The organism is Pseudomonas sp. FW305-28, assembly GCF_017351395.1.
Lineage (GTDB): Bacteria > Pseudomonadota > Gammaproteobacteria > Pseudomonadales > Pseudomonadaceae > Aquipseudomonas > Aquipseudomonas fluorescens_AA.
The window spans coordinates 1-13,305 of record NZ_JACNDD010000171.1; the positions used below are offsets into that span (position 1 = coordinate 1).

The window sequence follows — 13,305 nt, forward strand, 5'->3', positions numbered from 1 at the left end:
TCCCAGGGGTTGAATTGTTCTTCCGCCAGCCCGACTCTGTATTCAAGGGGCCGTTGCATTCACGTCGATGGCCCCCGGCGAGCTAGCTGAAATAAGGGATGAACTATGCAAATCCAAGTCAACAGCGATAACCATATTCAAAGCAGCATCCGACTGGAGGAGTGGGTACGTACTACCATCGAAAGCACGCTCGAACGTTATGAAGAAGACCTGACACGGGTCGAGGTTCATTTGCGGGACGAGAACGGCGACAAGCCCGGTCCCCATGACCTGCGTTGCCAGCTTGAAGCGCGGCCTAAAGGCCACCAGCCGATTTCCGTGACGCACAAGGCCGATACGCTGGAACTGGCGATCGAGGGGGCGGCCACCAAGCTTGAAAACGCCTTGGAGCACTTGTTCGGCAAACTGCGCGGCAAGCGCGCAACCATTGCGACGCCGACCGAATCCGTTGCCTTGGCCGATGCGCTATTGGAAGAAGAATTCCTGGAGAACGAACGGGCCGCACTCAACGGCTGAGCCCGATCGCTTAAAGTCACTCACCGAACGGGCCTGCAATCGCAGGCCCGTCTTGTTTCAGCGGTTCACCGTAGCCCCGAATCAAAACGCCACGGACGTTTGCACATACAGCGTGCGCGGCTCCCCCACGTACTTGCCTCGGTTGTTGTCGTCGAACGAGCGGGTGAAATATTGGGTATTGAAGATGTTCTTCACACCCACCGCCACGTTCAGGTCCGACAGTTGCGGGCCGAAATCATAGGCAGCGCGGCTGCTGAACAGCATGTAGCCGGGGATATTGCCGGTACTGCCGTCGGCGCTTTCAGCCCGGGTGTTGGCGTTGTCGGCAAACTGCGCGCTCTGATAGGTGCTGTCCAGGTTCAGCTTCCACGGCCCGTCCGTATAACCCACGCCCAGGGTGCCTTTGTGCTTCGAAGAGAATGGCACGCGGTTGCCTTTGTTCGGCCCGTCTTCACGAATGGTGGCATCGACGAAGGCATACGTGGCATACACGTCGAAACCGGCCAGTGCAGGGCTCAGGCCATCAAGGGCGTAATTGAGGCTGGTTTCGATGCCTTGGTGGCGAGTCTCGCCGCGGGCAATCACTGAATCGTTGGTCTGGTTGCTTTCATACTGGTTGTCGAAGTTGATCAGGAATGCGCCGATCTCCGCCCGCAGGTTGCCATCGTCATAGCGGGTACCAAGCTCCCAGGTGCGGGCCTTTTCCGGTTTCACTTCACCGCTGCTGACACGGTTAGGCATCTGGCTGTACTGCACACTGCCGAACGAGCCTTCGGTATTGGCATACAGATTCCACTCATCGGTCAGGTGATACAGCACGTTCAATGCCGGCAAGGCCGTGTTGTAGTCGCCCTTGTACTTCACATTCGTCAGGTTGTTGGTCTGCTGAGATTCGATCATTTCGTAGCGAACACCCGGCGTGATGGTCCATTTCCCGATGTCGATCCGGTCATCGATGAAAAACGCATTGGCCTCGGTGCCCCCACGCGTATCACGGTCGTTGCGACTGGAGGTGGTCGGCAATTCGTTGCTGGCGATGGGCGTGCGGTATCGCAGTTCGTGGCCGGCCTCGTTGATGTAGCGATAGCCGATGCCAACCTCGTGGCTGGTGGGGCCGAGGTCGAAACCTTGGGCAAAACGGGTTTCCAGGCCGCGGACCCAATATTCGCGAGGCGACAGAGACAGGAAGGTGCCCTGGTCCAGGTAGCCGCTGCGCAAAGTCTTGGTGAAGAACGTGCTGGCGGTGAATTCCCGGCGGTCCTGTTGGTAGCGGTAGCCGAAATTGACCAGGGTGCGACGGCCCCAGAAACGGTCGTTCGGGCGTGTGGATTGATACGGGTTGGCATCGTAGTCGGCCACATTCAGGCCGCCGGGCATATCGGCCTCGCCTTCGTAATATTGGGCCATGGCATTGAAACTGTTGGCCTCGTCCAACTGGTAGTTACCCTTGAGGATCAGGTCATCGATTTGTGTGTCGCTGTGTTCGCGCCAGTCGCCGCCGCGGGTGCCGGAATACAGCAGGGCACCGCCCAAGCCGTTGTCGGCGGTGCCGCCCGCCAGCAGATTGGAGGACGTTTTGAAACCGTCATGGCTGGAGGATGGGCTCGTCTCGGTCTGGAAGCCCCCCTTTACCGTGGGAGCATCGGGAATCGCCCGCGTCACGAAGTTGACCACGCCGCCGACGTTTTGCGGGCCGTAGCGCACTGCGCCGCCGCCGCGCACGACATCCACCGCGTCCATGTTGCCCATGCTGACCGGCGCGAACGATAGTTGCGGTTGGCCGTAAGGTGCGAAAGGCACCGGGATGCCGTCCATCAGCACCGTGGAGCGTGACGCCAGGCGTGGGTTGAGCCCGCGAATACCGAAGTTCAGCGCCATGTCATGGCTACCGGTGCCGTTGTTTTCCGGTGCGTTGACGCCGGGAATGCGATTGAGCACATCCCGCGCCTGCGTCGCACCCTGGCGTTCGAACGCTTCACGGCGGATGACGTCACGGGCACCGGGGTGTTCGAAGACATTGGCTTGTGCGGCGTCGCCGAGCCAGTCGCCGACCACGGTGGTGGTGCCGATGTCCAGCGCGGTGGTGGTGGCCGGTTGCAGGCTGAAGGCGTTATCTCCCTCGGGCCGGGCTTGCAGGCCCGTGCCTTCGAGCAGCGCGCTCAGCCCTTGCTCCGGGCTGTAGCTGCCTTCCAGGCCGCGACTCTGCAGGCCAGCGGTTGTCTGCGAGCCGAAGGAAATCAACACCCCGGCCTCGCGTCCGAACTGATTGAGGGCGTTTTCCAGTGACGACGGCGCGATGTGATAGGCCTTGGCATCGGCAGCCTGTACGCAAGGCAGTGCGACGAAACTCAAGCTGGCCCCCAGGAGCCATTGACGCATGGTACGGGCGAGCGGGGTGAGACGGGTAGGTTGCTGCGGCATGGATGAGGATCCCGAGAAGGTTGTATCGAAGTGGCTTTCCTTCTCTGTCACCCGAGGCGGGGAAAACGGCTCACGGTTGCGTGTTTTTTTTCCAGCAGGACGGTCATGGTTCAAGCACGAGCCTCGACCGAGACCCAATAGCGGGTAAAGCGGCGTACTTTTACCGGCAGGCTGACCTCCAGCAGATCGAGGATTCGTTCGCTGTTGTCCAGCGGATAAGTTCCGGAGATCAGAAGGTTGGCGACCGCCTCGTCGCAGTGCAATTGGCCGCGTCGGTACCGGCCGAGCTCGTCGAGAAAGTCCGCCAGGCGCATGTGCGCGGCTATCAGCATGCCTTCCGTCCAGGCGCCGCTGTTGGCATCCAGCGCCGTGGCGGGCCCGGCGCCGTTGATGCCAAGGCTCAGTTGCCGTGATGTACCCAGTAACGACGACGGGCCGTGTCGGCTGTGAATCTCCACCTCGCCTTCAAACACCGCCACCTGGGTGTGTTCCGGATATTCGCGTACGTTGAACCGGGCGTTGCGGCTTTCCAGCCGGCCATGGGCGGTCAGTACGTGCAGGGGCCTGGGGTCCCGGGCCGCCGTCAACAACAGTTCACCCTCCAGCAGGCGGATCAAGCGGCGTTGAGCGTCGAAGCGAACGTCGACCGCGCTGCCGCTGTTGAGCTGCAACTGGCTGCCGTCATCCAGCATCAGGCGACGCCGTTCGCCCACCGGGCTGCGGAAATCGGCCATCAAGGGTGGCAGCCACTGGCGTTCACGCAGGCCCCAGGCCAACGTTGAGCCGGCCCCCAGTACCAGTAACGTTTTGAGCGCCCGCCGCCGCATGGCGGACTTCGGTGCATTGAGGGTCGCATGGGCTAACGCAGGGGATACGCTGCGCAGCCGTTGATTGACCCGTTGGATATGTTCCCAGGCGCGGCGATGCTCGCTATGAGCATCGAGCCATTGCTCCCAGGCTTGCTGTTGGCGGGTGTCGAGTGGGCCTTGCTGCATTTCCAGGAGCCAGTGCACGGCCTGCTCGGCGACTTGGGCGCTGACGTCAGGTGCGCCGTTGATCGACGGGGTCATAAGGCGAAGTAGCAGCGCATCGCTGCCTTGTTCAGATGGCGCTTGACCGTTGCCAGGGAAATCCCCAGTTCACGGGCGATTTCGTTGTAGGTCAGGCCATCGACCTGGGCCAGCAGAAACGCCTGCTTGACCGCTCGCGGCAACCCATCGAGCAGTTGGTCCAGTTCCGTCAGGGTTTGCAGGATGATTGCCCGTTCTTCCTCCGACGGCGCCACTTGCTCCGGCAGTTGGGCGAGGGTGTCGAGGTAGGCGCGCTCGAGGTCCTGGCGGCGGTAATGGTTGAACAGTACGCGCTTGGCAATGGTCGTAAGGAACGCGCGGGGTTCCAGGACAGGCTGCGGATTGCGCGTCGTCAGTACGCGCATGAAGGTGTCCTGCGCCAGGTCTGCGGCGCTGTCGGGGCACCCGAGTTTTCTTCGCAACCAGCTGTTGAGCCAACTGTGATGGGCGTTGTAGAGCACTTCGACGGTGTGTGCAGGCGGCAACGAGGAACATCCCGACAGCGCTGAGCTGTGCTAGAGAACAAGAATTGTTCGCATTGTAGAGGCGCGGCAGTGGCTACGGCAATCGGGATCAGTGCCGGGTTGTTTCATTTGGCCGGAGCGCGGTGGCGCCTAGCGCAAGAATGCCTGTCGATATTCCCCGGGGCTCGCCCCCAAGGTCTGGCGAAAACGGTTGGTGAAGTGGCTGGCGCTGGCGAATCCGCAGGCCAGTGCCACCTCGCCCAACGGTTGTGAGGTGGTGCGCAGCAAGTGTTGCGCGCAAGCCAGGCGCCGGGCCAGTACATACTGATGGGGCGGCAGCCCGAAGCTTTCGCGGAACATCCGCGCGAAGTGGTATTCGGATAACGCGCACAACGTCGCCAATTGCCCGAGGCTGATGGGGTCGGCCAGGTGGCTGTCGACGTAATCCACCAGCAACCGCCGCTGGTGAGCCGCCAGGCCGCCCTTGAGGCGAAGCCCCTGGCGTTGGCCGACCTGGCTGAGCAGCAGGTGGTTGAGCAGGTCATGGGCCAGGCTGGTGGTCAACAGGCGTTCCCCGGGCTCGTCCCAGTTCAGCGCGATCAACTGGCGAAAGCGATGCGCCTGCTGCGGGTCGTCGAGGAATGTCTCCTCGTGCAATTGCACCTGCCGCGGTTCGCGGTCCAGTAGCGTGATGCACCCAAGGGCGAATTGTTCAGCGCTGAAATACAGATGGGCGAGGCGAATGTCGCCGTTGATGACCCAGGCCGATTCATGGCCGGCGGGCAGTACGCAGAGTTTGCCCGGCGCCCCTGTGGTATCGGGTCGTTCGCGGCGAAACGTACCGGTGCCACCGGCGATGTAGCAGGACAACGTATGGTGGGTCGGCGCCTCGTAGTCCTGGGCATCGTGATGGTTGCTCCACAAAGCGGCCGCCATGCCGTCTCCGAGCTCGGCGCTGTGCTCCAGGCGAGCATTGGGCGAGCTGTTGAGGGCTTGGAAGACTTGCAGGCTTTGCAATGTGGGCATGATCGGTTCTCTCCAACGCCTTGCATCCTACTCCCTCGCCCCGCTCCTGCCAGCCCGCCAGCCGACAAAACCGCAAGTTTATGCAAGTGCCGCAGCGGCGGCGGCGTGACACTGAAGGTCATTGTCAGGAGCCGTCACCATGAACCTCTCGTTGTACCTGCTTACCGTGCTCATCTGGGGCACGACCTGGATCGCCCTGAAACTGCAGTTGGGCGTGGTCGCCATCCCCGTGTCGATTGTCTATCGCTTCGGTCTCGCGGCGCTGATCCTGTTTGCCATGCTCCTGCTCAGCCGCCGCTTGCAGGTGATGAACCGGCGCGGCCATTTGATTTGCGTTGCCCAGGGCCTGTGCCTGTTCTGCATCAACTTCATGTGCTTCCTGACTGCCAGCCAGTGGATCCCCAGTGGCTTGGTCGCCGTGGTGTTTTCCACGGCCACCCTCTGGAACGCCCTCAATGCCCGGGTTTTCTTCGGTCAGCGGATTGCCCGTAACGTGCTGTTGGGAGGCGCCCTGGGGCTTTCGGGGCTGGCCTTGCTGTTCTGGCCGGAACTGGCCGGCCACAGCGCAAGCCCGCAAACGATGCTCGGATTGGCACTGGCGCTGCTGGGGACGTTGTGTTTCTCGGCGGGCAACATGTTGTCGAGCCTGCAACAGAAGGCTGGCCTCAAGCCATTGACCACCAATGCCTGGGGCATGGCCTATGGCGCAGCGATGCTGGCGGTGTGGTGTGGGTTCAAAGGCATTCCGTTCGATATGGAATGGAACACGCGCTACATCGGCTCGTTGTTGTACCTGGTCATCCCGGGGTCGGTGATCGGCTTTACCGCCTACCTGACACTGGTCGGGCGCATGGGGCCGGAGCGGGCGGCCTATTGCACCGTGCTGTTCCCGGTGGTGGCGTTGAATGTCTCGGCGTTTGTCGAGGGCTACCAGTGGACAGTGCCGGCATTGGTGGGGTTGGTGCTGGTGATGCTGGGGAACGTGCTGGTGTTCCGCAAGCCACGGCCGGTGGCGACGAATGTCGCCTTGGGCGCACGCTGACATATAACGTCCAGAGATAAACCTGTGGCGAGGGAGCTTGCTCCCGCTGGGTTGCGAAGCGACCCCAAGGTCTATCTGTCACCGCAATGCGTCAGATAAACCGCAGGGGGCTGCTGCGCAGCCCAGCGGGAGCAAGCTCCCTCGCCACGGTGTGTTCCCCCCGGGGGCTTTTGCGGAGGATTTATTTCCAGACTTGCGGGTTGACCAGGTTCTGCGGTCGCTCACCCAGCAAGGCACTGCGCAGGTTATCCACAGCCAGATTGGCCATGGCCTCACGGGTTTCGTGAGTCGCCGAGCCAATGTGGGGCAGGGTCACGGCGTTTTTCAGCTGGAACAGCGGCGATTCGGCCAATGGCTCTTTCTCGTAGACATCCAGCCCGGCACCGCGGATGCGGTTGTTCTGCAATGCTTCGATCAGCGCGGGTTCGTCTACCACAGGGCCACGGGAAATGTTGACCAGGATGGCACTCGGCTTCATCAGGCCCAGTTCACGCTGGCCGATCAGATGGCGGGTTTTCTCGCTCAACGGCACCACGAGGCAAACGAAATCGGCTTCGGCCAGCAATTGGTCCAGTTCGCGAAATTGTGCGCCCAACTGGTTTTCCAGCTCGGTCTTGCGACTGTTGCCGCTGTAGATAATCGGCATGTTGAACCCCAGCCGGCCACGCCGGGCAATGGCTGCGCCGATGTTGCCCATGCCGACGATGCCCAGGGTCTTGCCATGTACGTCGCTGCCGAACAACTGCGGGCCGACCGTCGCTTGCCATTGCCCGGCCTTGGTCCAGGCGTCCAGTTCGGCCACGCGCCGGGCGCTGCTCATCAGCAGGGCGAAGGCCAGGTCGGCGGTGCTTTCGGTGAGCACGTCGGGGGTGTTGGTGAGCATGATCCCACGTTCATTGAAGTAGGCCAGGTCATAGTTGTCGTAGCCCACCGACACGCTGGAGACCACTTGCAGGTTCGTGGCGCTCTGCAGTTGCTCGCGGCCGAGCTTGCGACCGACACCGATCAGCCCGTGGACGTGAGGCAAGGCTTCGTTGAACTGCGCGTTGATGTCGCCGTTCGACGGGTTGGGGACGATCACTTCGAAGTCCTGGCGCAGGCGTTCGATCATGGGGGGCGTGATACGGCTGAAGGCAAGTACGGTTTTTTTCATCGTGCAAGGCTCATCTGCAGGGAATACCAAGCACGCTAACATTCCTGGCGCGGGTTAGGCGAGAGGGGAGGGTGTAATCGCAGCGCCGCCAGTCCTCTGTGGGAGCGAGCTTGCTCGCGATAGCGGTCTGTCAGTCCATTGCGAGGGACTGGGCTGGCGCCATCGCGAGCAAGCTCGCTCCCACAGGGGATCTTTACAAACTCAGGCGGCTCGCAGGGAAATGAAGGCGTAGGTGACCGGTGCTTCAGTGACCACCCGCGCGCCGCTGGCCGAGACCTGGTTGGCCACGTCCTCGCCGGACAGGTGGAACTGCCATTCGCCAGCCGCCTGGTCCAACGGCTGCGAGCGGGCTTGATCGATAGCGGCGGCAAACGCAGCCATGTTCGGCAGGTAGGCCGTGAATCCGTCGCCCTTCAACGCCGTCGTGTGGATGCCCAGCGACATGCAGATGCGTTCCTTGAGCGCGATTTCCTCACGATCGGCCTGGCGTGAACGCTCGATCAAGCGGGCCAGTTCCTGGTCCACCAATTCACCGCCCAGTATCAACTGCGGCCCCGTTTCCCACGACTCCGGTGGGCAATCCTTGGCGGCGGGATTGAGCGGGATGTGTGGATTGATTTCCATGGGATAAATGCGGCACACCAAGGGTCTGCGCTCATAGATGCGGCACAGGTTTTCGTCGTCCAGATTATGGCAACGACCCACGTTATAAGCGGCGAACGTGATCGCCACCAGCGCGTCGCTCGTGCCGCTACGGACCACTGCCGAGCGTCGTTCGGCATGTTCACGTTGCGCCACCGGAAGGCCGAGGCCATTGGGCAGGAAGGCCTCGACCAGGACAATCACCTGGCCGCCGTCATTGGCCCACATCCTGGCTTCGTCGAGGGTCAGGGGAACGTGATGGCCGGTACAGCATTTACCGCACCCTACACAGGAAAACGTGGTGTTCATTGATCGACCGAAGGCAATAGGCTGAAAGCGGCGCCGGAAAAACGCCGCGATAAGCCCTGCGAAGCAAGTTATGCGCCATTCATCGAGGGGCATCGGTCGAGCGGATCGAGTCCCATTCGGTGACGAAGGCGGTCCTGGTTTTCTTGCGGTAGAGGCACAACTCGGTGCCGGTTGCGCCTTTCATGTGTTTCTGTGGGTATTGGCCTTGCAGCAACACAGCGGTGTAGCCCACCCGGTCGTCGAATTGCGCGGCGGTGCCGACGGGTTCGGGGTCTTTAAGGCCGCTGGCCTTCAGGCAACTGGCGAGCACTTTTTTGTCGTAGGCGGCCCAGGCGTCGGGGCTGGAAGCCTGAGCCTGAAAGGCCATGGCGGCAGTGAGGCCGAGGAGCATCAGCGCAGGGGTTTTCATCAACAATGTCCTTGTTCAGGGGAACCAGGACAGGAGTATGCCTGAGGTCGGAGCTGCCTGAAGTTGGAGCAGTGTTCAGAGGCCGCGAGGATCGCAGCCTCCTGGCATTCGGCCTGCCTTGCCGCGGGTGAGTGTCAGCGCCCTTGTTCGGTGACGGCCTTGGCCGCGGTGATCAGGCACTTGGTCAATTCCGGCGACGAGAACTTGGTGAGCACCCCGTTTGCGCCGGCCAGTCGCGCCTTCTCACTGTTCATGGCGCTGTCGAGCGACGTGTGCAGCAACACGTAGAGGTGCGCGAAGTCCGGCGTTTCGCGCAGGGTCCGGGTGAGGGCGTAGCCGTCCATTTCCGACATTTCGATATCGGAAACGATCAGGTTGATCTCCTGCGCAGTGCCCTGCAGTTCCAGCAGGCAGTCGATGGCCTCCTTGGCGCTGCGGGCGGTGTGGCATTGCAGGCCCAGGTTGCGCAGGGTATGCACCGATTGCTGCAACGCCACCTGGCTGTCATCGACCACCAGGATCCGGGCGTTGCCCAGGACCTCGGCGTCTTCCATGCTCAGTTCGGTCGGCGCGGTTTCGATCTGCGCGGGTGCGATGCCGTGGATGACCTTTTCGATGTCCAGCACTTGCACCAGCGTGCCGTCCACCGAGGTCACGCCGGTGATGAACGCACGTACGCCACCGGAGCCGTAGGGCGGCGGTTTGATGTCGGTGGTCAGGCAATGCACGATCTTGCTCACCGCCTGCACATGCAGGCCCTGTTTGGAGCGGCTCACGTCGGTGACGATCAGGCAACCGCCGTCCGGATCTTCCAGCGGCCGTTCGCCAATGGCGCGGCTCAGGTCGATCACCGACAACGACGTCCCGCGCAGGGTGGCGATGCCTTTGACGTGCGGATGGGACTCCGGCAGTTTGGTCAACGGTGGGCAGGGAATGATTTCACTGACCTTGAGCAGGTTGATCGCCATCAGCTTGCCGCTGCGCAAGGTAAACAGCAGAAGCGAAAGTGAATCTGCGCGGGCTTTGTTGGAAGACATAAAAACCTTCTGTGGAAAAAGGTGGGGCGAGCCTGAAGATCGCCAAAACAGCTTTTGATATTGGGTTATCGACTTGTCGGGGGCAGGCTTTAGGACGAAAGCGGTCGACAACAGGGATCGTTGTAACAAGATCCCTGTGGTGGGGCGTTTTTGTGGCGAGGGAGCTTGCTCCCGCTCAAGCGCACAGCGGTCGCCCGATCAACATCGCGCCGCAGCCGATAGGGAGTGCTTCGCACTCCAGCGGGAGCAAGCTCCCTCGCCACGGGAAGCGCACGGTCGATCACTTCAGCCCCAACCGCCGGGCCATCCGCCCCAGGTTCGCCCGATCCAGCCCCAGCTCCCGGGCGGCGCTGGCCCAGTTGTGCTGATGCCGCTCCAGGCAGGCCGCGATCAGATTGCGTTGGAATTCGTCCACCGCTTCGCGCATGTCTCCCGTCACGCCCAACAGGGTCGGTGCCGGGCCGGTGGACGATGGGGCAGGGTTATCCACAGGGGCTTGGGGCAAACCCAGGTCCTGGGCGCTGAGGCTGAGGATTTTCGGGCGCGTCGGGCAGCGGCCCAAGGCCTTCAGGGCACTGCGGCCAATCAGGTGTTCCAGTTCGCGTACGTTGCCCGGCCAGTCGTAGGCCACCAATGCGGCCTGGGCGTCGTTGGTCAGGCGCAGGCTGCCCAGGCCCATGCGTGAACGATTCTGTTCCAGGAAGAAGCCGCTGAGCAGCAATACGTCCCGTCCGCGCTCACGCAGCGCCGGTACCTGCAATGGATACACGCTCAAGCGATGGTAGAAATCGGCCCGATAACGGCCGTTGCGCACTTCTTCGGCGAGGTCGCGATTGGTGGCCGCGATCAGGCGCACATCGACCCGGTGCTCCTTGTCCGAACCCAGGCGCTGCAGTTGGCCGCTTTGCAACACCCGCAGCAACTTGGCCTGGACAGTCAGGGACAACTCACCCACCTCATCGAGGAACAGGGTGCCGCCGTCGGCCAGTTCGAATTTGCCGCGCCGGTCGTTCGTCGCCCCGGTGAAGGCGCCCCGTACGTGGCCGAAGAGTTCACTTTCCACCAGCGTATCCGGCAGGGCGGCGCAGTTGAGGCTGATGAGCGGCTGCCCGGCGCGTTTCGACGCGGCATGGATGGCCTGGGCGACCAGCTCCTTGCCCACACCGGTTTCGCCCGTGATCAATACGGTCAGGTCGCTGCCGCCCACCAGCGCGATCTCTTCCACCAGGCGCTTGTGGGCCTTGCTCTGGCCGACCATGTCGCGATGTTGCTGGCCGCTGGCCTGGCGATAGACCTCGGCGCGACGGTGCTCATCCTCGGCCTTCAAGGCCAGGCGCTCGATGCGTTCGGCGGCGCTGACCGTGGCGGCGGCGAGGCTGGCGAAGGCTTGCAAAGCGCTCAGGTCGATGGGTTCGAAGCGTTCCGGGTCCAGGGAATCCAGGGTTAGCAGGCCCCAGGGGCGCTCGTCGACAAACAGCGGACACCCCATGCAGTCATGGACCTCCAAGTGCTCGGCCAGCCCGTCGACCAACCCGTCGTACGGATCGGGCAGGCCGCTGTCGGCGGCGAAGCGGGTGGGCTGCGGGTTCGCCAGCAGCGCTTCGAAGCGTGGGTGTTCGCTGACCCGGAATCGCCGGCCCAGTGTATCGGTGCTCAAACCGTCCACCGCCAGGGGCACGAGGCAGTCCCCGTCCAGGCGTAGCAGCGCGGCTGCGTCACAGGGCAGCAGCGCGCGCAGGGCGCCCAGCAAGCGACGATAGCGCTCGCCTTCAGGCAGTTCGCGGGACAGGTCTGCCACCAGGGGCAACAAGGCTGTGAGTAGAGAGGTTGCAGTCATAAGGACTCCATGTAGTCCAAAAGACTCTAAATCGTTCTGTGTCTTTATGACTACTCTTTATTTATCTGATTGAAAAATAAAGAAATAAATTATGGCACGGAAACTGATAGTAGAGCCGTAGTTGTTATTCAAGTCCTTGCATGGAGTCACCTTATGCTCAGCCAAGAAGAACGCGCCATCATTCGTTCCACTGTTCCCTTGTTGGAAAGCGGTGGTGAAGCGCTCATTACTCACTTCTATCGCATGATGCTGTCCGAATACCCGCAAGTGCGCCCCCTGTTCAACCAGGCTCACCAAGCCAGTGGCGATCAACCCCGTGCGCTGGCCAACGGCGTGTTGATGTATGCGCGGCACATTGACCAGCTCGACCAGTTGGGCGACCTGGTGGCGAAAATCGTCAACAAGCACGTTGCCTTGCAGATCCTGCCGGAACACTACCCGATTGTCGGTGCGTGCCTGCTGCGAGCCATTGCTGAGGTGTTGGGCGCAGAGATCGCCACGCCCGAGGTGATCGCGGCGTGGGGCGCTGCCTACAACCAGTTGGCCGATATCCTGATCGGTGCCGAAGCCGGCATGTACGACAAGAAGGCCGAGGCGCCGGGCGGCTGGCGTGGCGAGCGTGAGTTCATCCTGGCGGCCAAGGTCCAGGAAAGCTCGGAGATCACCTCGTTCTACTTCGAACCGGCGGACAAGGGCCCGATCCTGGTGGCCGAGCCGGGCCAGTACATCGGCATGAAGCTCATCCTCGATGGCGAGGAAGTGCGCCGTAACTATTCGCTGTCGGCCCTGGCGGACAATGGTCGGTATCGGATCAGCGTCAAGCGCGAGCTGGGCGGGCGGGTGTCGAACCACCTGCATCATCATTTCGAAGTCGGCAGCCGTATCCAGTTGTTCCCGCCGTCCGGGGATTTCTACCTGACCGCCAGCGACAAGCCGCTGGTGCTGATCAGCGGCGGCGTCGGTATCACACCGACCCTGGCCATGCTGCAGGCGGCACTGCAAACCGAGCGGCCGGTGCATTTCATCCACTGTGCACGCAACGGCCGCGCCCATGCCTTCCGCGACTGGATCGACGACTTGGCCAGGCGGCATCCGCAACTCAAGCGCTTCTACTGCTACGACGAAGACGATGGCTTGAGCCCAGCGGCGGATAAGGTGGGGCTGCTGAGCCAGGAGCAATTGGCGCAATGGCTGCCGGAGCAGCGTGACCTGGACGCCTATTTCCTTGGGCCGAAGGGTTTCATGGGCGCCGTCAAACGCCACCTCAAGGCCCTGGGCGTGCCGGACCGGCAGAGCCGCTACGAATTCTTCGGTCCGGCGGCGGCGCTGGAGTAAGGTCGCGGCGAACCGGGAGACCGGGTTGCCTTCATCGCGAGCAG

The 13,305-nt window shown here is 62.2% G+C and carries 12 protein-coding genes; 3 read left to right on the top strand and 9 right to left on the bottom strand.

What is annotated here, in order from left to right:
• The first annotated feature begins 105 nt into the window (after window positions 1-105).
• A complete protein-coding gene (locus J4E53_RS26670; RefSeq protein ID WP_103308316.1) occupies window positions 106-516 on the top strand; it encodes an HPF/RaiA family ribosome-associated protein in 411 nt (136 codons plus the stop codon).
• Window positions 517-597: 81 nt separating this feature from the next.
• On the opposite strand, the gene fecA is transcribed toward J4E53_RS26670, so the two are convergent.
• The 4 genes from fecA to J4E53_RS26690 form a co-directional block, all read right to left on the bottom strand.
• A complete protein-coding gene (gene fecA / locus J4E53_RS26675) occupies window positions 598-2,937 on the bottom strand; it encodes a TonB-dependent Fe(3+) dicitrate receptor FecA (RefSeq protein WP_103308315.1) in 2,340 nt (779 codons plus the stop codon).
• A gap of 110 nt (window positions 2,938-3,047) precedes the next feature.
• A complete protein-coding gene (locus J4E53_RS26680) occupies window positions 3,048-4,007 on the bottom strand; it encodes a FecR domain-containing protein (protein ID WP_103308314.1) in 960 nt (319 codons plus the stop codon).
• Entirely contained in the window at window positions 4,004-4,492 is a 489-nt protein-coding gene (locus tag J4E53_RS26685) for a sigma-70 family RNA polymerase sigma factor (protein WP_103308313.1), read from the bottom strand. Before J4E53_RS26685 ends, J4E53_RS26680 begins: the two co-directional genes overlap by 4 nt.
• 129 nt (window positions 4,493-4,621) lie before the next feature.
• On the bottom strand, window positions 4,622-5,497 hold the full coding sequence (locus J4E53_RS26690; RefSeq protein WP_060740723.1) for a helix-turn-helix domain-containing protein: 876 nt from the start codon (window positions 5,495-5,497) through the stop codon (window positions 4,622-4,624).
• A gap of 139 nt (window positions 5,498-5,636) precedes the next feature.
• Between J4E53_RS26690 and J4E53_RS26695 the strand changes: the two genes are divergently transcribed.
• On the top strand, window positions 5,637-6,539 hold the full coding sequence (locus J4E53_RS26695; RefSeq protein WP_092166151.1) for a DMT family transporter: 903 nt from the start codon (window positions 5,637-5,639) through the stop codon (window positions 6,537-6,539).
• A 181-nt stretch (window positions 6,540-6,720) separates the two neighbouring features.
• Here the strand turns inward: J4E53_RS26695 and J4E53_RS26700 are convergent, their stop codons facing one another.
• The 5 genes from J4E53_RS26700 to norR all read right to left on the bottom strand — a co-directional run bounded on the left by J4E53_RS26700 (window position 6,721) and on the right by norR (window position 11,926).
• Window positions 6,721-7,692: a D-glycerate dehydrogenase gene (locus J4E53_RS26700; protein WP_103308312.1), complete on the bottom strand. Its 972-nt coding sequence runs from the start codon at window positions 7,690-7,692 to the stop codon at window positions 6,721-6,723.
• 201 nt (window positions 7,693-7,893) lie between these two features.
• Window positions 7,894-8,643 carry a YkgJ family cysteine cluster protein gene (locus tag J4E53_RS26705; protein ID WP_060740726.1) on the bottom strand — a complete coding sequence of 250 codons (750 nt, stop codon included), beginning with the start codon at window positions 8,641-8,643 and terminating at the stop codon, window positions 7,894-7,896.
• Window positions 8,644-8,722: 79 nt separating this feature from the next.
• Complete coding sequence (locus J4E53_RS26710; protein WP_060740727.1) at window positions 8,723-9,052, bottom strand: hypothetical protein; 330 nt, start codon at window positions 9,050-9,052, stop codon at window positions 8,723-8,725.
• A 134-nt stretch (window positions 9,053-9,186) separates the two neighbouring features.
• On the bottom strand, window positions 9,187-10,089 hold the full coding sequence (locus J4E53_RS26715; protein ID WP_103308311.1) for a chemotaxis protein CheV: 903 nt from the start codon (window positions 10,087-10,089) through the stop codon (window positions 9,187-9,189).
• Between the two features lie 280 nt (window positions 10,090-10,369).
• Window positions 10,370-11,926, bottom strand: a complete 1,557-nt coding sequence (gene norR / locus J4E53_RS26720) for a nitric oxide reductase transcriptional regulator NorR (RefSeq protein WP_103308310.1) — start codon at window positions 11,924-11,926, stop codon at window positions 10,370-10,372.
• 153 nt (window positions 11,927-12,079) lie between these two features.
• On the opposite strand from norR, the gene hmpA reads away from it, so the two are divergent.
• Entirely contained in the window at window positions 12,080-13,261 is a 1,182-nt protein-coding gene (gene hmpA / locus J4E53_RS26725) for an NO-inducible flavohemoprotein (protein ID WP_103308309.1), read from the top strand.
• Window positions 13,262-13,305 lie beyond the last annotated feature (44 nt).